Source organism: Brevibacillus sp., from assembly GCF_003521185.1.
Lineage (GTDB): Bacteria > Bacillota > Bacilli > Brevibacillales > Brevibacillaceae > Brevibacillus > Brevibacillus parabrevis.
This window is the reverse complement of the sequence record NZ_DOTK01000025.1, coordinates 57,631-81,613: the sequence shown is the minus strand read 5'-3', so window position 1 is coordinate 81,613 and position 23,983 is coordinate 57,631. Positions and strand designations below refer to the sequence as shown.

General features: G+C 50.7%; 24 protein-coding genes. 6 read left to right on the top strand and 18 right to left on the bottom strand.

Going from position 1 to position 23,983, the window contains the following annotated elements; translation table 11 throughout:
* Nucleotides 1–2: 2 nt before the first annotated feature.
* The gene (locus tag DEP07_RS05575; RefSeq protein ID WP_122962836.1) at nt 3–683 is read right to left on the bottom strand and encodes a queuosine precursor transporter; all 681 of its coding nucleotides are present in this window, start codon (nt 681–683) and stop codon (nt 3–5) included.
* A gap of 345 nt (nt 684–1,028) precedes the next feature.
* Between DEP07_RS05575 and DEP07_RS05570 the strand changes: the two genes are divergently transcribed.
* Nucleotides 1,029–2,087: a hypothetical protein gene (locus tag DEP07_RS05570; protein WP_287102241.1), complete on the top strand. Its 1,059-nt coding sequence runs from the start codon at nt 1,029–1,031 to the stop codon at nt 2,085–2,087.
* Nucleotides 2,088–2,238: 151 nt separating this feature from the next.
* Here the strand turns inward: DEP07_RS05570 and DEP07_RS05565 are convergent, their stop codons facing one another.
* Nucleotides 2,239–2,679: a GNAT family N-acetyltransferase gene (locus tag DEP07_RS05565; RefSeq protein WP_122963249.1), complete on the bottom strand. Its 441-nt coding sequence runs from the start codon at nt 2,677–2,679 to the stop codon at nt 2,239–2,241.
* 827 nt (nt 2,680–3,506) lie between these two features.
* Between DEP07_RS05565 and DEP07_RS05560 the strand changes: the two genes are divergently transcribed.
* Complete coding sequence (locus tag DEP07_RS05560) at nt 3,507–4,697, top strand: hypothetical protein (protein WP_217364955.1); 1,191 nt, start codon at nt 3,507–3,509, stop codon at nt 4,695–4,697.
* 88 nt (nt 4,698–4,785) lie between these two features.
* On the opposite strand, the gene DEP07_RS05555 is transcribed toward DEP07_RS05560, so the two are convergent.
* Together DEP07_RS05555 and DEP07_RS05550 are read right to left on the bottom strand one after the other, a co-directional pair.
* On the bottom strand, nt 4,786–5,262 hold the full coding sequence (locus DEP07_RS05555) for a hypothetical protein (RefSeq protein ID WP_122962834.1): 477 nt from the start codon (nt 5,260–5,262) through the stop codon (nt 4,786–4,788).
* Nucleotides 5,263–5,465: 203 nt separating this feature from the next.
* Nucleotides 5,466–6,758 (bottom strand): NCS2 family permease, encoded by a 1,293-nt coding sequence (locus DEP07_RS05550; protein ID WP_122962833.1) that lies wholly within the window; start codon nt 6,756–6,758, stop codon nt 5,466–5,468.
* Nucleotides 6,759–6,902: 144 nt separating this feature from the next.
* Here DEP07_RS05550 and DEP07_RS05545 point away from each other — a divergent pair, with 144 nt between their 5' ends.
* The gene (locus DEP07_RS05545; RefSeq protein WP_287102240.1) at nt 6,903–7,772 is read left to right on the top strand and encodes a LysR family transcriptional regulator; all 870 of its coding nucleotides are present in this window, start codon (nt 6,903–6,905) and stop codon (nt 7,770–7,772) included.
* A gap of 97 nt (nt 7,773–7,869) precedes the next feature.
* Nucleotides 7,870–9,393 (top strand): glycine betaine uptake BCCT transporter, encoded by a 1,524-nt coding sequence (locus DEP07_RS05540; protein WP_217021877.1) that lies wholly within the window; start codon nt 7,870–7,872, stop codon nt 9,391–9,393.
* Nucleotides 9,394–9,515: 122 nt separating this feature from the next.
* On the opposite strand, the gene DEP07_RS05535 is transcribed toward DEP07_RS05540, so the two are convergent.
* The 12 genes from DEP07_RS05535 to DEP07_RS05480 form a co-directional block, all read right to left on the bottom strand.
* Nucleotides 9,516–9,956 (bottom strand): DUF523 domain-containing protein, encoded by a 441-nt coding sequence (locus DEP07_RS05535; protein WP_287102239.1) that lies wholly within the window; start codon nt 9,954–9,956, stop codon nt 9,516–9,518.
* Between the two features lie 32 nt (nt 9,957–9,988).
* On the bottom strand, nt 9,989–10,921 hold the full coding sequence (coaA, locus tag DEP07_RS05530) for a type I pantothenate kinase (protein WP_229049841.1): 933 nt from the start codon (nt 10,919–10,921) through the stop codon (nt 9,989–9,991).
* 155 nt (nt 10,922–11,076) lie between these two features.
* The gene (locus DEP07_RS05525) at nt 11,077–12,063 is read right to left on the bottom strand and encodes a hypothetical protein (protein ID WP_287102238.1); all 987 of its coding nucleotides are present in this window, start codon (nt 12,061–12,063) and stop codon (nt 11,077–11,079) included.
* Nucleotides 12,054–12,545, bottom strand: coding sequence for an RNA polymerase sigma factor (locus DEP07_RS05520; RefSeq protein WP_229049840.1), 492 nt, complete (start codon nt 12,543–12,545; stop codon nt 12,054–12,056). The genes DEP07_RS05525 and DEP07_RS05520 overlap by 10 nt, the downstream gene beginning before the upstream one ends.
* Nucleotides 12,546–12,724: 179 nt before the next feature.
* A complete protein-coding gene (locus tag DEP07_RS05515) occupies nt 12,725–13,177 on the bottom strand; it encodes a Dps family protein (protein WP_122962828.1) in 453 nt (150 codons plus the stop codon).
* Between the two features lie 100 nt (nt 13,178–13,277).
* On the bottom strand, nt 13,278–14,492 hold the full coding sequence (locus DEP07_RS05510; protein WP_242772407.1) for a M20 metallopeptidase family protein: 1,215 nt from the start codon (nt 14,490–14,492) through the stop codon (nt 13,278–13,280).
* Nucleotides 14,489–15,418 (bottom strand): S66 peptidase family protein, encoded by a 930-nt coding sequence (locus DEP07_RS05505; RefSeq protein ID WP_173596055.1) that lies wholly within the window; start codon nt 15,416–15,418, stop codon nt 14,489–14,491. The genes DEP07_RS05510 and DEP07_RS05505 overlap by 4 nt, the downstream gene beginning before the upstream one ends.
* A gap of 233 nt (nt 15,419–15,651) precedes the next feature.
* On the bottom strand, nt 15,652–17,022 hold the full coding sequence (locus DEP07_RS05500; RefSeq protein WP_173596054.1) for a sigma-54 interaction domain-containing protein: 1,371 nt from the start codon (nt 17,020–17,022) through the stop codon (nt 15,652–15,654).
* The gene (locus DEP07_RS05495) at nt 17,019–18,503 is read right to left on the bottom strand and encodes a HAMP domain-containing sensor histidine kinase (protein WP_287102236.1); all 1,485 of its coding nucleotides are present in this window, start codon (nt 18,501–18,503) and stop codon (nt 17,019–17,021) included. The genes DEP07_RS05500 and DEP07_RS05495 overlap by 4 nt, the downstream gene beginning before the upstream one ends.
* Nucleotides 18,493–19,173: a response regulator transcription factor gene (locus tag DEP07_RS05490; RefSeq protein WP_122962823.1), complete on the bottom strand. Its 681-nt coding sequence runs from the start codon at nt 19,171–19,173 to the stop codon at nt 18,493–18,495. Before DEP07_RS05490 ends, DEP07_RS05495 begins: the two co-directional genes overlap by 11 nt.
* A 173-nt stretch (nt 19,174–19,346) precedes the next feature.
* Nucleotides 19,347–20,093 (bottom strand): stalk domain-containing protein, encoded by a 747-nt coding sequence (locus DEP07_RS05485; RefSeq protein ID WP_122962822.1) that lies wholly within the window; start codon nt 20,091–20,093, stop codon nt 19,347–19,349.
* A 244-nt stretch (nt 20,094–20,337) separates the two neighbouring features.
* Nucleotides 20,338–20,592 (bottom strand): hypothetical protein, encoded by a 255-nt coding sequence (locus DEP07_RS05480; RefSeq protein WP_063228359.1) that lies wholly within the window; start codon nt 20,590–20,592, stop codon nt 20,338–20,340.
* Between the two features lie 260 nt (nt 20,593–20,852).
* On the opposite strand from DEP07_RS05480, the gene DEP07_RS05475 reads away from it, so the two are divergent.
* Together DEP07_RS05475 and DEP07_RS05470 are read left to right on the top strand one after the other, a co-directional pair.
* A complete protein-coding gene (locus DEP07_RS05475) occupies nt 20,853–21,350 on the top strand; it encodes a cation:proton antiporter regulatory subunit (RefSeq protein ID WP_173596053.1) in 498 nt (165 codons plus the stop codon).
* Nucleotides 21,351–21,352: 2 nt separating this feature from the next.
* Complete coding sequence (locus DEP07_RS05470; RefSeq protein ID WP_173598459.1) at nt 21,353–22,582, top strand: cation:proton antiporter; 1,230 nt, start codon at nt 21,353–21,355, stop codon at nt 22,580–22,582.
* 101 nt (nt 22,583–22,683) lie between these two features.
* Here the strand turns inward: DEP07_RS05470 and DEP07_RS05465 are convergent, their stop codons facing one another.
* Nucleotides 22,684–23,250, bottom strand: coding sequence for a peroxiredoxin family protein (locus DEP07_RS05465; RefSeq protein WP_122962819.1), 567 nt, complete (start codon nt 23,248–23,250; stop codon nt 22,684–22,686).
* Nucleotides 23,240–23,932, bottom strand: coding sequence for a hypothetical protein (locus DEP07_RS05460; RefSeq protein ID WP_173598461.1), 693 nt, complete (start codon nt 23,930–23,932; stop codon nt 23,240–23,242). Before DEP07_RS05460 ends, DEP07_RS05465 begins: the two co-directional genes overlap by 11 nt.
* Nucleotides 23,933–23,983: the final 51 nt, after the last annotated feature.

The window sequence follows — 23,983 nt, the reverse complement described above, 5'->3', positions numbered from 1 at the left end:
ACTTAATCCTCCGGAACTTTCATACTGCGGGCGATATAGAGAACCGGCGTGGAAGCGGCCGATACGACAAACTTGATCAGGTAGGTAGTCAGCAAAATTTGCCACCATACTTCCATCGGATACACGCCGAGAAAAGCAATCGTGCAAAAAGTAACGGAATCGAGCAATTGGCTAAACAAGGTGCTTCCGTTGTTGCGAATCCACAGCTGATTGCGGCCCGGGCATTTCTTTTTCAGCCAGGAGTAAATTTTCACGTCGACAAACTGGCTGAGCAAATACGCGCACAGGCTGCCCAGCGCAAGCCGCGGCATCAAGCCGAACAGCGTCTCCAGCGATTGCTGCGAAATGTCTGTTTCTTGCGGCTCAAATACAAGCACGAGCTGCATAATGATCGTCGTCGCGATCAAGGTGAAAAATCCAAACCAGACTGCCTTTTTCGCTGCCTTCTCCCCATACTTTTCGTTCAGCAGGTCTGACACGAGATAAATCGACGCGTAAATCGTGTTGCCCAATGTCATGACCAGTCCAAACATTTCGATGGTTTTCACCACCTGTATGTTGGCGAGCACCGTAGCCATCCCGATCCAGGCATACAGCCCCATGCGGCCGAACAGGCGGTAGCAGAGCAGAAACAGCCCGAAATTCACCAGAGCGAAAAAGACTCCAAGTGTAAGATTAAACATATATAATGCCTCCTAGTTTTGATAACGCGGGAGTTTTGCGAACCGCGGCCCTTTTTGGGCATTCCAACATTGTACTTGGATTTGCTTGTTTTCGCAATGATATCTTGGCGAGGTGCCAACTCCCTCCGGCTTGCCGCGCCGCATGTCGCTCGCTGTCGTTTTCCACGTGCTATTTTTCATGACAACGCTCCTTCAAGCATGTCCTGTTACTCCTTTGTCAGCACGATGTCATCCGGTTGTAACCATTTCGCTATCTGCTTCGTACATAATGAACGCATAGCAAGACACGAACTCACTCACCACACACACCACGAACAAACATCTGGACAGGAGAGGATTTTCATCATGAACAACTGGAACAAAATCGTAACCGGAACGGTGCTCACTTCGGTGCTTTTCACCGGACAAGCCCTGACTGCCGATGCCGCAAGCACAAGCTCTGCACCGAAAAACTTGCAGGTGCTCTCGCAAAAAACGGCAGACGTTACCGGCGACAACAAAGCCGACACGATCGCCCTGTATGGCAAAAAAGAGAAAAACAGCGCGTACGTGAGCGATCTCACTGTCAAAGTGACAGACGGCCAAACGAAAAAGTCCGTGACGATTGACCTCAAAGACAGCGGCTATGAGCCAAAGCTGTCCGTGCAAGATTTCACTTACGACAAAAAAGGCGAGATCATGGTTTCGGCTGATACAGGCGGCAGCGGCGGCTATACCACCAACTATATTTACACGCTGAAAAACGGCAAAGCCGAGAAGCTCAGCTTGCCTGGACTGGATAAAAACAAGGCAGGTGTGCTCGGCGGCGGATTCGTCCAGCTGAAACCGATCGACAACAATAAAAACGGCCTGTACATTCTGGAAGGCACAGAGCGCCTAACCGGAGATTACAATGCGGACGTTCGCGGCTACCTCCAGTCGAAATGGAAATGGAGCCAAAACAAATGGGAATTGATGAGCGCCCACTTCGAGCCGACCAAAACGGAAAAGCAAGTGTACCAAGGTTCTTTTAAAAGCCATGACTCCGCGTATGCTTTTCTCGCGCCAAAGTCTTGGAACGGCAACATCCTGATTGACGAGCGGACAGGCCCGAACGCAGACCCTTACTTGCCGGAAGCCAAAAGCGTGACTTCCTTCCAGTTCAACGCAAGCAAAACGGAAGATCAGGCGGCTGTCGTCGTCATCTACGCTTTTGACAAAAACGACTGGAAAAAGCTGAACAACCCTGACGAGCCGCCAGTCGGCTACGAAATCGCGCAAGATCCCGCTACCAACACGGTCTATGCAGCTGCTTTGCCTCAGGACAGCGTATTCGACCCGGCAACAGACCAAGGCAAAAAGTTTCTCTCGCTGGTCATGACGCTGGATGAAGTGAAAAAAGCGTTCGTGCTGGTGAAGCGCTAAGCTTTCAAGCATCTGAGCCAGCCGAGCCTCTAGACTTCGTGAGCCATGAAAAAGAAAAGGACACCTTTTGCCCGATCAGGTGCAGCAGGTGTCTTTTTTCTGTGAACAACGTCTCGGCGTTTTTTATGCAATGGGGTGTGACGGCCTGCGCTCAAACGACACGGTCATGACTGTTTGGTTTGACACAGAAAAAACGTTCCGTCCCGGGGTACAGCTCTCCCAGGCTCTCCACGGCAAAGCCGCACGCCTGATAAAACGCGACTGCGTCCTGGTCTGTCTCCGCTTGCAGGGCAGCAAACGAATGCTGCTGCAGTACCTCGTCAATCAGTTTGCGTCCGATTCCTTTTCCTCTTTTTGCTTCTTCGACAGCGATATGTAAAATGACGGCGGTATTTTCCGTGCGATTGATTTTGAGTCCAATGATCGCCACGAGCTTTTCGCCTTCCGCGAAAGCGTACAAAATCCGGTTCGGGTCGGACTTGTACAGCCGCATGAGCACGTTCAGTTTTTCCTCGGTCGGGTTGAAAATGCTCGCTGTGATGACGGACGCCACATCATCCGTCAGTTCATGGATTTGTTTTAGCTGGAGCATTTGTTTCCTCCCCTTTTTCACTTTTTGAATGCCGCCGACATAAAAATCATTGGCTGTCAGGTTTTCCTTGAAACAGGCATTGCATCGCTCTACACCTGCTCGTTCATTATACAGATTCCTCCAATTTTCTTGTGTCCCGATGTGACAATGAAAATTTGTGGAGATCATCGGTGCCGTTCACTTTTACTACCATTCCGTATTTGGATGAGGAGCATCAGTTCGAACCGTGTGGAAACTTTACTTTTCCCATCACATGAGGGCAGTGAAATTTGAGATCGTTTCTGTCGTCGCCTGCGTACGCCATTTCAAATCTAAATGTTGCAATGGATGGAACCGGATGATCGATGGGAAACCCACATTGATAACGCAAACGTAAATCACTGATAAATCTCAGGTGAAGGGCAATAAATTAAAAAGTGCCTTCGCGCGGCGCCATCAACAAAGCCCGTAAAATCGCTTCGCGGCTGTGCCCCGTTGCACCTTGGGGGGAATGCTTCTTAATTCTTTTACGTATTGGCACAAGTGACTTCACTTTTCTCGAAGTTTTCGTGCTTGGTCGCTTGAAAACCTCCAAGAAGGTGAAGTCTTTTTTATGCTTTTCTAGCCCTTGATACCAAAGGTCTCAAGAACCTGTCAAAGACTCATCTATGAAAAACGCTTTAGAAAACTATGCACCCTATTTATTTTAAAGATAGCTATTAAGAGACGTATGAAAGCCAAAGTAAAAGTTTCAAAATATTAATAATTGGAAATGAACTCCTAAACAATATTTTACAACAAAAATAATTAATGGTAATATTTCACTTATTATAAAGGAGGTAATAAGTATGAAAAAAATAAGTAGTTTAGTTATAGCTTTTGCTCTTGTATCTTCCTTAGTGGTTACACCTAGTGGTATGGCAGCAGAAAAAAATTTCAATATAAGGACAGTAGGTCACCTTGAGTCAATCACTTCAGAAACGGAGTACAATGAAGCAACAGGGGAAGAAATAACAACTGAAAAACACGGTGTAGATGTAAAAGGAATGTTTAACGTGAATGAAAAATTGTTTTCAGCCAAGATTAAGAATTTAGAACAAGGGATTTCCTACAATTTAATAGGAGAATTAGATAAAGTATTGTCTGAAGATCAAGCTTACTATTTTATTGGAAAAGATTCTAATAATGACTTGATTCAATTTGAAGCAATAGTAGAAAAAGTATCAGACAATGACTATAAATCAACCATTAACATCTATGAATACTTGGAAAACAATGAAGAACCAATAAATGCAAATACTTTTATATTTGATGGAAATTCTTCTGAGATAAAAAAATATAGAATTGAAACAGAAAGAAAACCTATTGTACTTAGCTTATCTAATAATGCTCTAAAATCTTTTAGTGAAGAAGACTCCTATTATAGCGATTTACAAGGTGGGTCTGGAGAAGGCTATAGATACTTAATTCAAGGGCCTGAGACAACACATATAGACGCTGGTAATAATTACGCATTTAGATGGGGTACAAAAATTAAGGACATTGAAACAAAATTAAAAAAAGAAGGGATTGATTACACTGGATACCATGATATTGTTGATTTCAGAACAAGAGTATACACTAATGCGCCTCTTGTATTTAACACTGTAGAGCCAATTAGCAATTCAACAACAGAGTTCCAAATCCCAATGTACTTAGGACAATACGTGGGTACACAATTTATTACTGTGAGAGCTCACGATGTTACAATAACAGGATCAGGTACAGATAACTTACTCTACAAATTAACATGGAATTCAGCCTATTCCCCTTCTGGTTACCTAGATGAAAGAAAATTTGATGTTAATCCTAAATCCGCTCCAGGTTTTGTTGTAAAATATTTTATGGATACGCCCTCTTCAATAAGCACTGGAAGCAAAAAAGTTAATTTTAATGGTTATTTTAAATACAGATCAAAATACAACTCCTATTCTCTACTACTCAATTATTATACAGAAATAACGCATAGTGATTACTACACGATTAAAATAATTAAATAATCTTATTTGCACAAAAATAGCGGTTAGGCTATATAACCTAACCGCTATTTTTGCTTTTAGCTTCTTTTATTTAAGTTATGTAACTTTTTTAATAAGAAAATGGATACATATCACTAAAAAGAATTGTATCGCTCAGAATGTAGTTATCCACTTCTGTCACAAAGGAAGAATAAACTGAGGTGAGTGGAGCAGAGTTATTTCCTTTCTTCCAGTATGTCAATCGAATTTCCACATCATGACTAACTGAAAATACAGACTCTTCATATCCTCCTTTCATCCCTTCAAAACTGACTCCTTCGGCTTGCTTGAAACTCTCTGGAGCTAATTCTAAGTACCTATTGTCTGCATGAATAATTATTTTGGTCTCTCCTGTTTGAGGTACTCCTGATATTTTTAAATTTATGCTTATTTTATCCCTTTCATTAATCGTAGTTCCATCTTCCTCATACTCAACTTTTATCTTTTTTAATGCTTCAGTAGCAGAATTATAGTTATACAAATCTCTAGCAAGCAATCCTAAGACAACAGCAATAATAATCAGAAAAACTAAAATAATTTTTCTCATTAGAATCTACCCGCTTTCTATTTTTGTATAAAATTTACATTTTAAAATTATATCACAAATAAGTAATATCGTATAGAAACCTCTTCTTAACACAGGCATGCTCTCTTTTTTATGTAATTTCATCTTTATCAAAAGGCAATTTTTCATCACGCCCAAACGAGACAAAAAAATACCCCGACTATTTACGTCAGGGTATCGTTGTCTCACGCCAAAATCGGCAGCATCAGGTTGAGCAAAAACAGTCCGGCGATCACGTAGAGCAGAGCAGGCACTTCCTGGCGTTTGCCCAGTGCGAGCTTCATCAGCGGGTACGCCACGAAGCCAAAAGCGATTCCGTCGACAATGCTGTAGGACAGCGGAATGATCGCGATGATCAGGAAGGCCGGGAAGCCCTCGGAAAAGTCTTTCAGGTTGATGTTTTGCACATTTTGCAGCATCAACGCCCCGATGATGATCAACACAGGAGCAACGGCGCCATCCGGGATCATTTTCACGACCGGAATCAGGCCGAGCGAGAACAGCAGAAGCGTTCCGGTCACGAGCGTGGTCAAGCCTGTGCGTCCACCTGCGGCGATACCTGCCGCTGTCTCAACCGTAGCGACCGTCGGGCTGGTTCCCATGATCCCCGAGATGGCTGCCGACAAGGCGTTTGCTTGCAAGGAGCGGCGAAACTTTTGCGGCTGGCCGAACATCGCTGTATGCCCGTGCAGCAATCCGATATTTTCAAACACGATCACCATTGCCAGCGAAAAAGTGGCGATCCAGAATGGCAAAGTCCAGATGGCGGAAAACGACATGCCAGCAAAAACTTGCCCGTACTGCGCAAACGAGAAGCTGCCGCCTTCACCCGGCGAAACAACCCCGAGCAAGAAACCCAATCCGGTTCCCGCCGCAATCCCGATCAAAAAATTGCCCGGGACATTGCGCACGAACAAGATCAGCGTAAGCAGCAGCGTGACCAGCGTCACTACCACATGCGGGCTGGACAAATCGCCGAGCGCCACGAATGTGGACGGGTTGGTGACGATCAGGCCGCCTTTTTGCAGCCCGATAAAGGTCAAAAACAGACCGATGCCCACGGTGATCGCTTCTTTCAGCGACGTAGGAATCGCATTGGACAAAATCGTCGCCACCCGGGTAAAGGCGATGACGGTAAAAATCAACCCGGAAACGAATACGGCTGCCAGCGCCTCTTGCCAGGACAGCCCCATCGACTGGCAAAGCGTATAAGTGAACAGCGCGTTAATCCCCATCCCAGGGACGAGAATGATCGGCGCATTCGCCCAGAAGGCCATCAAGAGCGAGCCGATAAAAGCGGTCAGTACCGTTGCGAGAATGCCCGCTTCCATCGGTATTCCGGCATCCTGCAAAATCGAAGCGTTTACGGCAACAATGTAGACAATGGTGACAAAGCCGATAAATCCGGCGATAAGTTCCCTTTGAAACGTCGTGTCGCAAGCGCGCAAGTGAAAAAGTTTTTCCAGCCACGTACGCACGTATATTTCCCTTCTTTCTTCGTTGTCTTCTCCAACTTTCACGTAAAAAATATGCTATCATAGCGACAACAATATGAAAAATATCAAGAAAATCTGCTTTTCATATCGAAATCATATAGATGACAACAGAAAGAAGGAAGCTACGTGGATATACGGCAGTTGCGCTACTTTATCGCGATCGCGGAAGAAGGGCAGATTACGGGGGCGGCAAAGCGGCTGAACATGGCCCAACCGCCGCTGAGTCAGCAGCTCAAGCAAATGGAGGACGAGCTGGGAGTCGTACTGGTGGAGCGCTCCGGAAAACGGATGGAGTTGACGGAAGCCGGACTCACCCTGTACAGACAGGCGCTGAATATCGTGCACCAAATGGAAGAAGCTTTGTCCGAAGTAAAAGAAACGGGGGAAGGGATTCGCGGGACGCTGTCCATCGGGGTGAGCGCTCTGTCCGCCTATCGCCTGCCGGGGCAAATTCGCCTGTTCCAGCAAAAATATCCGCTCATTACGTATAAAGTCTGGAAAGGCGACACCCAGTTGCTCAATCAATGGCTGGAGCGGCGCACGATTGAGGTCGCCATCGTCCGGCTGCCCCACTCGCTCAACAACTGCACCATGATTCCGCTCGAAGAGGAAGCTTTCGTCCTGATCGTCCCGGCAGACTCGCCCTATGCAGATCGCAGCGAGATTCACATGCGTGAAATCGCCCAGTTGCCGCTGATCATGCCAAGCCTTCCCGGGCTGGGCATCTACGATCTGATCGTGAAAGAATTTTCCCGGCTGGGCGTGGCGCCGCACGTCATCTGCGAGTGTCCGGATATTTCGCTGATCGTCAGCATGGTCGCCGCTTCCGTCGGTTCGTCGATCGTCCCGATCTCCGCCTGGGAGACGCATCAGAGCGAACAAATCCGCGGAATCAGGCTCGCCGGAACTTCTATTTACTCGTCCGCGGCTGTCGTCTGGCAATCCGGGCGGCATTTGTCCAAAGCCGCCAAGCGGTTCATTGAGACGTTTTCGTAGAGGCTGCCGTATGTCTAATGCCATCTCATTGGAATAATCCCGGAAATCTCGCGGGACGATAAACTATCGCCATATTGCCTGTCCCGGGAGGAACCGTATGACCTTTTTCATTTCTATCGTGATCGTGGTGCTGATCGTCTTGTTCGGCGCTATCTCGCCGGAGCTGTTCGCCAGTGCAGCCGCGCAGGTGCTGAAGATGACCACGACGAACTTTGGCTGGTTTTACTTGATCGTCACATTCGGCTTTCTGATCTTTTGCCTGTTTCTCGCGTTTAGCCGCTATGGACAAATTCCGCTCGGCGGCGATGACGACGAGCCGGAATATTCCTTGCCGACCTGGTTTGCCATGCTGTTTAGTGCCGGAATGGGCATCGGGCTTGTTTTTTGGGGAGTGGCAGAGCCGATCTCGCACTACTTTGCTCCCCCGGCGGGCGTGACCGGACAAACGACCGAAGCCGCCCAGACGGCCTTGCGTTACGCCTTTTTCCACTGGGGCTTGCATCCGTGGGGAATATACGCCGTCATTGCGCTTGCCCTCGCCTACTTTCAGTTCCGCAAAGGGGCAAAAGGCTTGATCTCCTCGACTTTTCTCCCCCTGCTTGGCGACAAAGTAAACGGCCCGATCGGCAAAGGCATTGATGTGCTCGCTGTCATTGCGACTGCTTTTGGCGTTGCCACTTCCCTCGGGCTGGGCACGCTGCAAATTAACGGAGGCTTTACCCACCTGTTCGGCTTGCCTTCCAATTTGTTCGTGCAAATCGCCATTATCGTAGTCATTACCGTGCTGTTTCTCGTGTCCGCAACGACCGGACTGGACAAAGGGATCAAGTACCTCAGCAACACCAACCTGATTTTGGCATTGGCCTTGCTTTTCCTCACGCTTGTCCTGGGGCCGACCTCGTTTCTGTTCGATACTTTCACAAGCACCCTTGGCAGCTACTTGAACAACCTTGTCTCCATGAGCCTCAGACTCACCCCGTTCACGCAGGGAACATGGGTGGCGAACTGGACGTTGTTTTACTGGGCCTGGTGGATTGCCTGGGCACCGTTTGTCGGCATGTTCATCGCCCGTGTCTCCAAAGGGCGCACAATCAAAGAGTTCGTCATCTGCGTCATGCTCGTGCCGAGCCTGCTCAGCTTCATCTGGTTTTCCGTGTTTGGGGGAACCGCGCTGCATTTGGAAATTTTTGATCAGGCCCAGATCGGGCAAGCTGTGCAGAACGATATTTCCACTGCCCTGTTTCTCGCTCTGGAGCAGCTTCCCATGGGCTACATCTTGGCCGTAGTCGCAACGCTTTTGGTCATCACCTTTTTTATCACTTCGGCGGACTCGGCTATTTTTGTCCTGGGCATGCTGTCGTCGGACGGCAAGCTGAATCCGTCCAATCGCGTCAAAATTACGTGGGGCATCCTGCAATCGGCCATTGCCGTCGTACTGTTGCTCAGCGGCGGATTGGAAGGGCTGCAAACCGCCTCGATCGTCGCTGCCCTGCCTTTTGCCGTCATCATGGTTTTGATGTGCTACTCCTTGCTAAAAGCGCTCAAAGAAGAAGACCAGCTTGTCAAAAAGCAGCGCAAGGAGCAGCAAAGAAAGTTGGAGCGCTTGCTGGAAAAATCGTGAATGGCTCATGAGGAGTCAGCCAGCACAAAAAGCCCGCGTACAGAGCAATCGCTGCGTACACGGGCTTTTCATGGCATCGCAGGCAAAAGTTTTCTCCACCCGCTTTGTTCTTCTGTTTCGCTTTAGTCCCGCTCCGACCGGACTTCTATCCCGTTTCTGCGGAACAAGGCGGCGGTCAAGCCGATGCCCGACACCTTTTTTCCCGAAAATTGGCCGTCGTACACAAACGAACTGCCACAGGACGGACTGTTTTCCTTCAAAATGGCAGAAGTTGCCCCGACAGTTGTCGCCAGCCTGAGCGCCTGCTGTGCTCCCGCCAAAAATTCGGCCGTCACGTCGCGGCCTGTGTTGTCGATAATTTTTGCCCGGCCATCCAGCACGTCGTATCCGTCTCCCCCGACAATCTCCGCTGGCGGACGGGGAGTTGGCAGACCACCCAACTGCTCAGGACAGACAGGGATTGCTTTGCCCTCCCTCAGCAGTTGTTCCAGCTCGCTGTCCAGGCACGATTTCTGGTCATAACGGCATTCACATCCGATCAGGCACGCACTGATCACTTTCACAAGCAATCCCTCCCGTTGCGATTCGCTTTTCGTTACAGTTTGCGCAGCTTGACGCTTTGCACCATGTGATCTTGCCCTTTGTTCAAAATGAGCTGCGCCCTGACTCGCGTCGGCAAAATGTTTTGCACCAGATTGGCCCCGTTGATCTCCGTCCAGATGCCTGTCGCCACTTCTGTCGCTTCTTCGTCGGACAAGCTCGCATACCGTCTGAAATACGAGTTCGGATCGGAAAACGCCGTTTGCCGCAGCAGCTTGAAGCGCTCGACGTACCATTCCAAAATGTCTTTTTCTTCTGCATGCACGTAAATCGAATAATCGAAGAAATCGGAGACGATGACTTCGGATATGCGCGGCTCGTCGCCTTTTGGCGGTTGCAGAACATTCAATCCTTCCACAATCAGAATATCCGGCTGGCGGACGGTTTGCCATTCCCCCGGAACGATGTCGTAGACCAGATGGGAGTAAACAGGAGCCTTGACTTCAGGCAACCCTGATTTCACATCGGCCAAAAAATTGATAAAACGGCGCAGGTCGTAGCTCTCCGGGAAGCCTTTGCGCTTCATGATGCCGCGCTCTTCCAGGACGCGGTTCGGGTAGAGGAAGCCGTCTGTCGTGACCAGATCGACCTTGGGATGGTTCGGCCAACGCGACAAGAGCGTCTGCAAAATCCGGGCCGTCGTGCTTTTGCCTACAGCGACGCTGCCGGCAATCCCGATAATAAACGGAACCTTGCCGTCCTGATTGCCCAAAAACGTATGCGTAGCCTGATACAGCTCCTGCATGCCGCCAACATACAAGTTCAACAGTCGGGACAACGGCAAATAAATGTCGGCGACCTCGGTCATGGATATATTTTCATTCAGTCCCTGCAAACAGGAGAGCTCTTCATCTGATATGGTTAGCGGTGTGGAAGCACGCAGTGCTCTCCACTGCTCGCGGTTGAAAGTAACGTAGGGTGATGCCATGGGAATGTACATCCTTTCCATCATGAAAGTGCTTTCTTTGTTTCATCACAAAGTAAGTTTACACTAGCATGCCGCTCTTGGGAACAAGAGGGATGTCCCGAAGCAAATCACGGACACTTTCCCCCTGCGAAAATGAGTACATTCCCACAGCAATATCACCTTTCTTGTTTCGCGAAGTCTTTGGCTGGCAAGCTTTGTTTTCCCTCCAATTCCCAGGTTTTCGTTTGCTCCACCCAGCGGTAGCGAACAGACTGATCGCTGCCCTTTCCGTCATTGTAAATCACGATTGCGGTAGGATTATGCCTTGCTAAAAATACGGAAGGAAGGCTCCCTTTGTACGGCCTGTTCTCGAAAACTGGTTGCATGGAGAGGCGAGCGATTTGTTTTAACACCTCTTCCCTCCATCCCAAATCAGCGTAGATACGACCCTGCTTGTCATTGCTGAGGTAAATAAAGGCAGACGGCTCAAGAGAAAAAGATTGGAGCATCGCTGCTTTTTTTTGCGCCAATTCAAAGGCATACTTCACATCTGCCTGAAATTCCAGGTTGTTCGTCAAAAAAAGAATGTTTTGAAAAGCATACACATAAGTTGGCCCACTCGCTCGCAGCGGCAGCCGTTCTGCTTTCAAACGGGCATTCTCAAACGTATACGTAATATCGTGAGAGCGCGTGAAGTCTTCTTTGATCTTGATTTGGTCTGCCTGATAGCCTTCCGGGAACAAAACGACATGAAGCTTCCTGCGCTTGTCTTCTAACAGCAGCGCTTCTTTGGCATCGAGGAAGACACCGTCCAGTGGTGAACGTGACATTTTCTCGATGTTCACCCCTCCATATACCCACAGCAGCTCTTTCATGCTTTCCAGCTGCCTTTGAACGAAATAATCGCTCACTGGAACGATCTCTTTTTCCTGCCACCAATTTTTGCTGCTCTCCTGGCCAAACTCGCTCGTAACGCCTGCACTTGTCACGGCAATGAGAACCGAGCACGCCAAAATGGCTGCGATCCGGCCTGACCCGCTTTTTTTCCTTCCCTTTACCTGGGCGAAAATGTTTTGTTCGATTTGCTTCAAGTGTTCTGCATCCGCCTTGAATGCCTTCTGCTCGCGCTTTGCCAACAGGCGCAGTCCTTTCTCTATGTCCAATCCTCTCCCTCCTTTAGCAAAAGTGCCTTTAGCTTTTCGCGGGCACGATGCAATCGCGTATACACCGCACCAGTCGAGATGCCAAGCACCTCTGCGATCTCTTCCGCGCTAAGCTCTTCAAAATAGCAGAGAATCAGCATTTGCCGATGCCGATAGGGCAGTTTGGATACAGTTGTAACCAATTGACGCCATTCTTCTTTTTGCATGACTTCCTCTTCCAATTCGGTAAACCCTGGAACAAGCGGATCTGCCTGGTAAAACAAATTTCGGAATGACCATGATCGTCGATATCTTTTGCATTCATTGACAGCAATCCGATACAGCCAGGTTTCGACTTTACTATCGCCCCGAAAGTTCGGCAGATGCTGATACGCACGCAAAAACACTTCCTGCGTGATATCTTCCGCAACCAGCCGATCTTGGACCAGCCAACAACACAGGCGATACACGCGATAAAGATGGTCATCAACCAATTGTTCCAACGAGACTTCCGCCGTAGCATGGAGAACCGAGATGGACGATAGCAGCTCTTTATTCCTCAGCTTTCTCGCCTCCTTCTCCTGTTAGATACAACATCTGCTTGTTTCTTACAGCTATTTTGTAAATATTTTCATATAAAAACAAGCTGACACCAAAGGCATCAGCTTGCTTCTGCTTTCGTTTATTTTCCCAAGTACGCCTGCAGCATCCAGACATGCTTTTGCAAGCTTTCACTCATTCCCAAAAACATGTCGCCTGTCGCTTCGTCGTTTGCCGCTTCCGCCGCCGTGATGCCCTCTTCAAGCTCCCCGATCAATGTCGTGAAATCGCTCACGACTGCTTGCACCATCTGATCGGCCGACTCGCCGCCAGCCGCTTCCTTGATGGAAGCTTGCTCGATACAGGACTTCATGGTCGAGACAGGCTTGCCGCCGACAGCGAGAAGTCGTTCAGCCAGGTCGTCCACATACGTCGCGGCTTCGTTGTACAGCTCCTCGAATTTGGCATGGAGCGTGAAGAAATGCGGGCCTTTTACATACCAGTGGAAATGGTGCAGCTTCACATACAACACAGACCAGTTGGCAACCTGCTTATTCAACACATCGGTGACGGGCCGACTCATTGTCATGCTCATGAAAGACGCTCCTCTCTTCACTTTCCTAAAAAAGATATGCGTCTGTATTGTGCCGCCGCTCGCGATATCCTATACCCGTCCCACGGATTCAGCTTCCTCGCTATTTTGCTTGGCGTTGCGCCGCCTGTTTTTGCAAAAAGGTCATGGCGTTACAGGCTTGCATGGCTGCGCCGATCATCAGGCTGCGCTCATCGAGGTCGAAGCGCGGGTGGTGAACGGGATAAACGAGGCCCGCCTGCTCATTGCGCACGCCCAGGTGGTAAAAAGCACTGGGAACATGCTCGGCAAAAAAGGCAAAGTCCTCTACGCCCAGACTGGGCAGCTCATTCACCTTAACCTTGTCGGTTCCCAGCAGTTGCTCGCCGCACTGCTTTACGAGGTCAACCATGGCGCTGTCGTTGATCAAGGAAGTGTAGCCTTCCTCAAACACGACCTCAGCCGCCCCGCCGAGGCTTCGCGCCGCAAGCTCTGCCACCTCGCGCACGCGCTCCTTCACCATCGTCCTGACTTTTTTGTCCAGCGTCCGAATCGTTCCGGTCAGTTTCACTTCCGAAGCGATCACGTTGCTCGCCGTCCCGCCGGAAATCATGCCGAGCGACAGCACCGCCGAGTCGCGCGGATCGACGTTTCGGCTGACAATCGTTTGCAGAGCGGTGATGACGTGGGCGGCGATCACAATCGCGTCTCTTCCGTTGTGCGGATAGGCGCCGTGCCCGTTTTCTCCCCTGACGACGATGTGTACATCGTCAGACGCGGCGTTCATTTGTCCGTATTTGACCGCGATGCTGCCGACGGCAAGCTCCGGGGATACGTGCAAGCCAAAGACGGCGTCCACACGCGGGTTGTCCAGCACGCCTTCGCGAATCATCGGCAACGCCCCGCCTACCGTCTCTTCTGCTGGCTGGAAAAACAGCTTCACGCTGCCTGCCAGTTGATGCTTCTGCGCTACGAGCAGCCGCGCTGCGCCAAGCAAGCATGTCATGTGGGCATCGTGACCGCAGGCATGCATCCGGCCCGCGATCTGGGAGCGGTACTCCACCGCGTTTTCCTCGCAGATCGGCAAGGCATCCATATCGCCGCGAAGCCCGACAACACCACCCGGATGCGCCCCTTCGATTATTCCGACGATACCTGTGCCCGCCACTTTTTCATGCGGAATGCCCAGTTCGTTCAAGTAGGCGCTGATTTTTTCCTGGGTACGGAACTCCTCCATCCCGAACTCGGGATATCGGTGAAAATCGCGGCGAACCTCCGTCAGCCACGGAAGCAGCTCTTGTGCACGTTGCAGCAACGCTTCGTTTAGCCCTGTACTCATACCGTCACACTCTCCTCAATCGCCAACACCCCGTGCGTTGCGTCAAGCGTAGCCTCCACGCCCAAAGGCAGAGCCATGTTGAAAGCGCCGTGCCCGATTTGCACGTTCCAGATGGTCGGCTTCCCGTACGGCACGACAATGTTTTGGAAGACGTCCCACACGGAAAAGCCTTCGCGTTTTTTCGGCTCGCAGTTGGTCCACGTACCGATGACCACGCCCGCGCAATCGTTGAACAGCCCGCCGAGCGCCATCTGTGTCAGCATGCGGTCGATGCGGTACGGCTCCTCGTCGATATCTTCCAAAAACAAGATTTTTCCTCGCGTATCCAGCTGATAAGGCGTGCCCATCAAAGTGGCGATCAAAGCGAGATTGCCGCCGACAATCGGCCCGTACGCTTGCCCTTCTACGAGACAGACAACGTCCTCTCCCGGCGGATTGATGATCGGTCCGAGCGGCTCCGGTCGCGTCATCGCCCGCAGCAAATACTGTTTGGACCAGTCATCCAGCCCGTGTGCAATATCGGAAGTCGCCATCGGGCCGTGCAAAGTCGCAAGCCCGGCCTGCTGCCCAAAAGCGGTGTGCAGCGCTGTAATGTCGCTGTAGCCGACAAACAGCTTCGGATTTTGCGCAATCAGGTCGTAATCGAGCATCGGCAAAATTTGCGGCGCCCCGTATCCGCCACGCATGCACATGATTCCGTCCACTTCATCATCGGCAAACATCGCGTTCAGCTCGCCAGCCCGCTGCAGCGGCGTCCCGGCCAAATACCCGCCGTACGTCTCATAGCACGTTTCCCCGACTTTTACCTTGAAGCCAAGCTCCACAAGCCCGGCAATCGCTTTGTTCAACATTTCTTCCGTAGCCGGACTTGAAGTGGCAACCAGTCCGATCGTATCTCCTGCACGCAACGCTTTTCCTTTGTTCATCCGACCCGTCTCCCTTTTACGATGATTGATCCCGTTCACAGCTTCCTGTTGCATGCAACTTGGCACGCCCCGCGTACGCTGCCACTATGCTGTTGATGACTTTCGTAATATTGCAAAAACAATGCCAATACGTTGGCTGCTCGCGATTCGCTCCTCCTCTATTCACCGTTGCATATCGGAGTCGCTAAAAGCGGAAATCATCGGCTCGCGTGCTATTCGCAGCTGAATAGCGTTTATTCACGCGTGAATAGCCATTTTCGCAGCTTCCGGCTCGCTGACGGCTGGCTGATGCCAAGCACTTCCGCTACTTTTGTCGTCGTCTTATGCTGCTCGTAGGCGCGCTCAAGCAATTGCCGCTCCACTTCCTCCATCGCCTCCTGCATCTGCATCACCCGCTCCACTTTGATTCCCCCTGAAGGGCTGCCCTCGTGGCCGTGGATATAGCGCGGAATTTGACTCGGCGTGATGAGGACGTCCGGTGAAGTCACGACAAGCCGCTCCACTACATTTTCCAATTCACGCACATTGCCAGGCCATTCGTACTCCGCAAGAATCCGGTAGCACACATCGGCCAGCCGTCTGTCCAAACAATATTTTTCCGAAAAAACATGGAGAAAGTAATGGACGAGCACCGGAATTTCTTCGCGGCGTTCCCGCAATGGCGGAATCTCCAGCGGCACGACGTGAATCCGGTAGTACAAATCCTCGCGAAATCTGCCCTCTTTGACCATCTGCCGCAAATTTTGATTGGTGGCGGTAATCAGCTTGACGTCGACTTTTCGCGGGACCGCACTGCCGACAGGCGTAATCGTTTTTTCCTGCAACACATTGAGCAGTTTGACTTGCAAAGATAGCGGCATTTCGCCGATTTCATCCAAAAACAGCGTGCCGCCGTTCGCCTTTTCGATCAAGCCTGCTTTGCCGTCCTTGTCCGCTCCGGTAAACGCGCCTTTTTCGTACCCGAACAGCTCGGACTCCAGCAAAGTCTCGGGGATCGCACCACAGTTGATGTGGATAAAAGGCTTCCCTGAGCGCGGACTGCACTCGTGTATGTATTTCGCCAGGACGCCCTTCCCAACGCCTGACTCGCCAAGCAAAATCATCGACGACTCGACCTGCGCCAGCTTTTCTGCCATCGTGGTCACCTGCTCCATCGACTGGCTGCGGTAGATCAGGTTCGTTTTGCTTTTTTTCCTGCTGTTCTCCTTGGTCATCTCGCTTTGCAAAATGCCGCCGACGTACTTCCTCTCGTTCTGCACCTGCTGTAGCTGCTCCTGATCGGTAATATCAAGCGACGTGTTGACGACGCCGCAAAACTCCCCGTTCGCATCCCACAGCGGAGTGCCTTCGACCAGCAATCTGCGGTTGTTGCGCGTCGTCTGAATCGTATGCACCTTTTTTCTGTCGCGAATGACCCGCATCGTGATGGTCGGAGAAAAATAGCCCAAATGATAAAATTCCTCGATAGGCTTCCCGATCATTTCCTGCGGGTCAATCCCGAAAAATTCCTCGTAGCGCCCGGAGCAATACAGTGTCCGTCCCTTTTCGTCGGTGACGTGCACGATATCAAAAAGCGCCCCCAAAATGGCTTCGTAATCGATCATAACCGCTTGCCACCCCCAGTCTCGTGCTCGCTTGCGCCTGCCTCCGCTCGCTTGGGCAATGGCAATGCAAGGGTAAAAACGGAGCCTTGCTCACTGCTGGATGCAAGCACCAGCTCCCCGCCGAGCGCTTTTGCCATCAGACGGGAGTAGGACAGCCCCAATCCCAATCCGCGCACTTTGTCTTTTTTGTTGCTGCCCCGAAAAAAGCGCTCGAAAACGAGCGGCTGCTCCTCAACGGGAATCCCGTTGCCATTGTCTTTTACATCGATGCACACCGCGTGCTCTGTCTCGTACATCACCAATTGGATGTTCCCGCGCGCGCCTGCTTTGCCTACTGCCTGTCTTGCGTTGTTCAACAAATTCGTCAAGATTTGCTGAACGCGGCCAGAGTCAACAAACAGCAGCAGTTGCTTTTCCGGGACGACGATCTCAAACACGATTCCTTCCAGCTCCTGGACGATTCGCCATTGCGAAGCGATTTCTTTGACCAGCTTGCTGATGTTTTGCTCTTCTTGCTGGACTGTAATGGCTCCGACCGCAAACGAGTTGAAATCGAGCAAGTCTTCGACCATTTTTTGCAGACGCTTTGTTTCACGCAGGCAAATCTCCAGAAATTCTTTCTGCTCGGCTCCCGAAACAACCTCGTCGTTAACCGCCTGCACCAATCCGCTAATCGAAGTGACGGGAGTCTTCAACTCGTGGGTCACACCTGCCAACAGCTCCGTGCGCATGCTTTCCAGTTGACGAAGCCGATCCGCCATCTCCTTGAAAGTATACACCAGCTCGTGAATTTCCCGCTCCTTGATCGGCTTCGTAATCGTCACATCGTAGTTGCCCTCCACGATTTTGCGCGCAGACAGCACGACATTTTGAATCGGCTCAGACAACCTTCTGGAATGGAAGTAGATGACGGCCCAACCGAGCACGCCGAGACTGCCGAGCATGATGACCAAATACTGTAGCTGCTCCCTGCCGATCTTGATGTCTGTTTCCGGAAACAGCAAAATGACCTTCCCGATTACGCTGTCATTATATTCCAAATTTTTCCTGATGACGTACAGCGTATCTCCTGTCGGCTGCCGAATTTTGTCTGCCTCGTCTGCTTGCTGGAGCAAACCGGGAAGCACCTTCTGAATTTCGGGAGGGAGCATGCCCATCCCCGGTCGGCTGTAGATCACTTCGCCCTGCTTGTCTTTGATGAACAAAACGAGGTTGCGATCCACCCCCATAAATTTTCGCCGATTGTCCAGCGTCTGATGAAGCTTGCCGCCTACCAAAATGTTGCCATCGTCGTCTACGACCCGATCCGCTACTTCTTCGGCGAACAGCTTGGTCACTTCAATCTGCTTCTCCACGGCGGCGTATTTGATCCAGTAGGCGGAAACCGCTCCGACGATGAGCAGTCCTACTACCAACGTCAGCAGGTAGCGCGTCGTCCAGTAGCGCAGCAGTGAGACAGGCTCGTTTTTTTTAGTAAACACAGAACTGATACCCCACCCCTCGGAGCGTCTTGATCTCGCCTTCTTGGGCAGGCCAGTTCTCCAATGTTTTTCTCACTCGCTTGATAGCGAGGTCCACAGCGCGATCGCTGCCTGCAAAGTCGATTCCCCACACTTGATCTATTAATTGTTCCCGCGTGAACGTCTGATTCGGATTTTGGGCCAAAAACAGCAGCAGCGACAGATCGCGAGGATGAAACACCAGCTCCAGTCCATGCAAGGTTACGTGGTGAGACTGGAAGTTGATTCTCAGACTGCCGAAAAAGCGCGTCTCCTGATCTTTTACCAAAATCGCCGACCGCCGCAGCACAGCGTTGACCCGCGCCACTACTTCCTCAGCGACAAACGGTTTCGTTATATAGTCATCGGCTCCCTGGTTCAGCCCTTTCAGCTTTTGATCGGTCTGCCCCAGCGCAGTCAAAATGATCACGGGACAGGCGCTCTTTTCGCGAATATACTGTAAAATCTCCCAGCCGCTTCGCTCCGGAAGCATGACATCCAAAAGAACGAGATCCGGCTTTTTCTCGTCAAACAGCCGAATCGCGGCGATTCCATCGTCAGCTTGCCAGACCTGATGGCCTTCCTTTTGCAGGTACGCCTTCAAAACGCGCGAGATTACCAGTTCATCTTCTACCAACAAAATGCTTTTCATAGGCTCCCTTTTCTCCCATTCGCGATTGCTCGCATGGTTCCTCTCTTTCCAATACGTACTCCTAATACTATCAGTTTACCTCTTTCTTTTTATATTTGGATTTGCGGTTTTTGGAAAATAGGAAAAAAGCCTTGCCCCATTTTTCCGGAAGCAAGGCTTTTCTTTAGAAAAGATTAGTTGATAACATCGTCTTCGAAGCTGATTTCTTCATCGCTGGCATCGCCATCAAAGTCGTATTCCGTTTTGTCGTTGTTGCTGGAGTCTACGATTTCGCCTGTTACGTCAGCGTCTTCAAACTCATCCCAAATGTCTTCGATGACATTTTCCACGAGGTCTTCGAAGTCCGATTGATCCAGTTCATCCTCGTACTCATCGAAGTCAAGCGCGATTTCTACGTCGATGTCATCCTCGTCGCCGCTCAGGGTGATATCCCATTCAACGCCACGGAAATCTCCGTAGTCGTCATTCAGGGCATCCTCCAGATCGTCCATACGGTCATCTACATCGTCGTCATCGTCTTTGTTTTTCGCATCGTCCAAATCGTCTTCCAGATCAGAGATTTGTTGGTTCAGCGTGTCGATCTTGCTTTGCAAGGTGCGAATCTGGGCGTCACGCGCGGACAACTCGGCTGCATGCTGCGCATCTGCCTGATCTTTTACCGTGATGGTGTAGGACGTGCCATTCCACTCGACTTCCTTGTTGAACACGCCTGCCATCATGCGAAGCGGGATGTAAGTGGTTCCGTTTACGATAAATGGTTCGATCGTAGTCGGAACAGTAGCACCATTATACAAGACCTTGATATTGTTGTACTTTGCCTGCAAGTTTTTTGTTCCAGTCGCTGCCTGAGAGCCAGTCGGCAGCAAGCTCGTCGCAAGAACCACCGCTGAGAAAACTGCTAGATACTGTTTTTTGAACATGAAAAGTCCTCCTTCTCCCGGTTGTCTTTTTCCTATCATGTCGCTATGTACATAACTTACTTTACCTATTGATCGTGTCGAGAGTATGTCAACATCGCATTTTTTCCTTGCCAAATTCCGGAGACATCCTGTTTCGCACCTCCAAGTTTATTCCATCGGACAAAAAAAAGAACCCGCTGAGCGCAGGTTCTGCTGTTTCCTTATGGATGCTTTTGGCAAGCGCCAGCCATGCCGGGCTGCCTGGTTAATCATGCGGCCACGTCTTGCGCAAGTCTTGCTCAAACTGGCGAAGGTGATTGATTCGCTTCTTGGCAGCCTGGTATTCGGCTTCCCAGCCTTCTTTTTCCCGTTCGCGGATGATTTCCGCTTTCTTTTCCAGCTCTCGCACTTCATTGCGCAGAGCGATGACAATGTCCAGCAGCTCATCCATCTCCATGGAGCGCATGTCCGAAATAAAGTTCCACTCTGCTTCTGTCAAACGATATTGCTTGTTAGCCACGCTTCATCACCCTTAAAAAATGTGTCAAATCTATGCGAATTTGTTTCGGTTATGCCAAAAAGGGAAAGCCGCTTCGTGTATAATAATGGATAATGGGTACGTATGTCGACAATGCTTCCAAGGATGATCCGGAATTATTACTAAAGTAACACCGGAATGGTTATAATTCCAAATGATCTTGCGCGACATGCAGGGCGCTCTTTCGTGCATAAGAGTGATTACCTATATACATATGGGCAGACGTAGAAGGAGGTTGTTGCATGTTCTCGATTCGCGAGACGGATTTGCCGGGAATCGGCAGAAAATATCAGGTAGAAACAAAAGGCGGCGACAAGCTGGTCATCGTCATTCACGATGACGGCCGCCGGGAAATGTACCATTTTGACCGCGAAGATCCGGATGAGAACATCTCGATGGTTACGCTGGATGACGACGAGGCGCGGCAAATTGCAGCGATTGTCGGCGGCCTGACGTACACGCCGACCGCTCTGGAAACAGTTGAGGTCGCTTTGGACAAGCTTATGATCGAATGGTACAAAATCGACGCTGGCTCACGCGCCGTCGGCAAGACGATCGGCGAGCTGGACGTGCGTCAGGAGACTGGTGCCACGATCATCGCTGTCATTGAAAAAGACCACACACAAACGATCAATCCGGGACCGGAGTATGTGCTTCGTGCAAGCTCCACCCTCGTAGTAGCAGGTGAACGAAAGCAGGTGAAAGCGCTCAAGACTATTCTCAGCAACGGGGGTGATTGACCTTGGAGCACATCGTGTTTGAAGTCGGCCTGGCGCTCGCTCTGATTGCCATCGCCGGCTTCCTCTCCATCAAGTTGAAGTTCTCCATCGTTCCCTTTTACATTTTGGTCGGGATGGTCGTCGGTCCGCACGCCCCCGATATCGGCCTGTTCGATCTGCGCTTTATCGACAGTGCGCCGCTCATCGAATTTATGGGCAGAGTCGGGGTGCTTTTCCTGCTGTTTTACCTCGGCCTTGAGTTTTCGGTAGGGCGTCTGATCAAGGCCGGACGCTCTATCGCGATCGGCGGGACGATCTACATCGCCATTAACTTTACTCTCGGCGTGCTGTTTGGCTGGGTCTGCGGCTTTCCGCTGAAAGAAGTGCTGATCATCGCCGGAATCACTACGATTTCGTCCAGCGCCATCGTCGCCAAAGTCCTGGTCGATCTCAAACGGACAGCCAATCGCGAAACCGAGATGATTCTTGGGATCATCATGTTCGAGGACATCTTTTTGGCGGTGTATATCTCGATCGTATCGGGGCTTGTCCTCAGCGGAGCAACTTCTCTCGGAGGCGTGGTTTCCTCCGCTCTGATTGCTCTCGGCTACATGCTCCTGCTCATCGTCGTAGGCCGCAGGCTCGTCCCTTTTTTGAATCGCGCGCTAAACATCAAATCAAACGAAGTGTTCATGATTACGGTGTTTGCCGCCCTGTTTTTGATTGCGGGTTTTTCCGAGACAATCCATGTAGCTGAAGCCATCGGCGCGCTGCTCGTGGGGCTCGTATTAGCAGAAACACAACATATGAAACGCATCGAACATCTGATACTGCCATTTCGCGACTTTTTCGGCGCCATGTTTTTCTTCAGCTTCGGTTTAACGATTGATCCTCTGTCATTGGGGGGAGCCGTCTGGTTGTCCATCGCTGCGGTCGTCATCACCCTCATCGGAAACGTCACTGCCGGACTTTTGGCAGGACGCAGCGCCGGGCTGCCGCCCAAAGCTTCCACCAACATTGGACTGACAATCGTTTCACGCGGTGAGTTTTCCATCATCATGGCTAATCTGGGAAAAGCGGGCGCACTCATGGATATTCTCCAGCCGTTCGCAGCTTTGTACGTGCTGATTCTCGCCATTTTAGGCCCTTTGCTGACGAAAGAATCAAAGCGCATCTACCAGCTGCTGAATGCCGTCCTTCCACTGGAGCGCGGCAGTGTCAAGCAGCCTCCTGCAAACCAGTCCGATTCATAGTGTATTGATAGGTGATTCAAGGCAGCCGCTGCGTGTACAGGCTGCCTTTTTCGTCCGTTCCGTCCATCATCGTGCTCGCCGCTTTCCGCCCCCATGCTTCCTCACTGAATCGCTGCCAGCGTCTCCTCCATCCATTCGTAGCTCATCGGCCCGATGTACTTGTGCTGGACGATGCCATTCGAATCAATAATGTAGCTGGTCGGAATCGAGATCGCCTTGTACTCGTTGGTGACTTGCTTGTCTTCATCCAGCAGGACAGGGAACGTCATGCCGTACGCTTTTACGAACACGCCGACATCTTCCGGTTTTGTTTCCGTCGTCGTCAAGTTTACGCCCAAAATGACGACATCGTTGTCTTTGTTTGCTTCATAGTATTGCTGCATGTCGGGAATTTCTGCCCGACAAGGCGGACACCAGGTAGCCCACAAATTGACGATCACTTTTTTCCCGCGAAAATCGGACAGCTTTACTTTCTTGCCGTCCAGCCGTTGCAGTTCAAAATCGGGAGCCGCGTTTCCTTTTTCCGTGCCGACCTGCGCTGTGCTAGTCGCCCCCGGCCCGCTCGTCGCGGCATTTTTCCCTTTTGGCGACAGGATCGAGGCATCGACAATTCCCCACGCCAGCAAGCCGATCAACACGACAAACGCCGCTATTTGATTAAACTTCATCTGCGTTCTCACCTTTCCGTTTGGTCATGCGTCTGGACAAAAAGAGCAGCAACAGCGCGCACCCGTAGTAGACAAGCTGCTCGGAGGAAAGTCCCGCGAAGGCGGCTTCGCGCGGTTGAACGTAAAACTGCACGTACACTTGTCCAATCGCAAACCACATCAGCAGCATAAGCCAGACAGCCAGCTCGTTCAGCTGTTTTCGCGCGCGTTGGAGCCAGACAAGGAACAACAGGCATAAAACGATCTGCTGAACATGGTACAAAAAGCCGCTTTGTTCAAGCAGCACCGTCAATAGCTGATACATGCCTGTCGCGGCCAGCGAACCAGTAGCCACCGCCCAGGCCACGAGGTCGACCGGAACCGATTTTTTGCGCAGACGCAGCGAAAAATATACCAGCACAGCAAGCGCCGCCAGCCAGGCTCCACGCTCGCCGCCGGAAAAATACAAAAGCGACGAAGGATTTTGCACGACTTGGTCCAGATGAAACAGCGCATAGCTGAACTTCCAAACCAAAAAGCCGAGGAGAACGGCGTTGCTTAGCAGCTCCGTGAGCGCCCCTCTTGTCGCCCTGTCTTTTTTGACAAGAAACGTGATTGCAAGAAAGCCCGTCGCAATGGAGACGATGACGGCCAAGGTGCTCATTTTCAATAAAAACGGGCCGATTTGAACAGCATCCCACAAAGAGGTTTCCTCCCTGAAAAAAATGACTTACGCTAGAGGGTATACGTACCA

Coding starts and splice junctions, on each gene's coding strand:
- DEP07_RS05565 (WP_122963249.1), bottom strand. CDS start 2,679: ATGCTCCAGCTAAAACAAATCCATGAACTGACGGATGATGTGGCGTCC.
- DEP07_RS05510 (WP_242772407.1), bottom strand. CDS start 14,492: ATGAGTACAGGGCTAAACGAAGCGTTGCTGCAACGTGCACAAGAGCTG.
- DEP07_RS05555 (WP_122962834.1), bottom strand. CDS start 5,262: ATGAGAAAAATTATTTTAGTTTTTCTGATTATTATTGCTGTTGTCTTA.
- DEP07_RS05505 (WP_173596055.1), bottom strand. CDS start 15,418: ATGAACAAAGGAAAAGCGTTGCGTGCAGGAGATACGATCGGACTGGTT.
- DEP07_RS05515 (WP_122962828.1), bottom strand. CDS start 13,177: ATGAGCATGACAATGAGTCGGCCCGTCACCGATGTGTTGAATAAGCAG.
- DEP07_RS05540 (WP_217021877.1), top strand. CDS start 7,870: ATGACCTTTTTCATTTCTATCGTGATCGTGGTGCTGATCGTCTTGTTC.
- DEP07_RS05465 (WP_122962819.1), bottom strand. CDS start 23,250: ATGAAGTTTAATCAAATAGCGGCGTTTGTCGTGTTGATCGGCTTGCTG.
- coaA (WP_229049841.1), bottom strand. CDS start 10,921: ATGGCATCACCCTACGTTACTTTCAACCGCGAGCAGTGGAGAGCACTG.
- DEP07_RS05485 (WP_122962822.1), bottom strand. CDS start 20,093: ATGTTCAAAAAACAGTATCTAGCAGTTTTCTCAGCGGTGGTTCTTGCG.
- DEP07_RS05575 (WP_122962836.1), bottom strand. CDS start 683: ATGTTTAATCTTACACTTGGAGTCTTTTTCGCTCTGGTGAATTTCGGG.
- DEP07_RS05500 (WP_173596054.1), bottom strand. CDS start 17,022: ATGATCGATTACGAAGCCATTTTGGGGGCGCTTTTTGATATCGTGCAC.
- DEP07_RS05560 (WP_217364955.1), top strand. CDS start 3,507: ATGAAAAAAATAAGTAGTTTAGTTATAGCTTTTGCTCTTGTATCTTCC.
- DEP07_RS05570 (WP_287102241.1), top strand. CDS start 1,029: ATGAACAACTGGAACAAAATCGTAACCGGAACGGTGCTCACTTCGGTG.
- DEP07_RS05490 (WP_122962823.1), bottom strand. CDS start 19,173: ATGAAAAGCATTTTGTTGGTAGAAGATGAACTGGTAATCTCGCGCGTT.
- DEP07_RS05475 (WP_173596053.1), top strand. CDS start 20,853: ATGTTCTCGATTCGCGAGACGGATTTGCCGGGAATCGGCAGAAAATAT.